The sequence below is a fragment of the Microvirga antarctica genome, from assembly GCF_017921815.1.
GTDB lineage: Bacteria > Pseudomonadota > Alphaproteobacteria > Rhizobiales > Beijerinckiaceae > Microvirga > Microvirga antarctica.
Genome location: NZ_JAGEMM010000034.1, coordinates 1 through 323, shown reverse-complemented (window position 1 = coordinate 323; position 323 = coordinate 1). Strand labels below are relative to the sequence as shown.

At 54.5% G+C, this 323-nt stretch carries 1 protein-coding gene; it reads left to right on the top strand.

Annotated features, from left to right (window positions below):
- Nucleotides 1–237: IMP dehydrogenase (locus J4G32_RS20755; protein WP_210497536.1), on the top strand; the 237-nt coding region annotated here is incomplete at its 5' end.
- Nucleotides 238–323: the final 86 nt, after the last annotated feature.

Here is a 323-nt window from a genome sequence, read left to right as displayed (position 1 = left end):
AGTTCGGAATCTGCGATGAACCGTCATGTCGGCGGCGTTGCGAAATACCGCGCGGCAGAAGGTAAAACGGTTAAATTGCCGCTGCGTGGGCCGGTGGGCAATACTGCCCGCGATATCCTGGGCGGTCTACGCTCAGCCTGCACTTATGTCGGCGCGTCTCGCCTGAAAGAGTTGACCAAACGCACCACCTTTATTCGGGTGCAGGAACAAGAAAACCGCATTTTCAATAGCCTCTAATATTCTGGCTGGCGTAAATGTGCGCCAGCCTTATCCCATCCCGCTCATCGCGTCTCCCAGATGAAAAATCGGCAAATACATCGCCA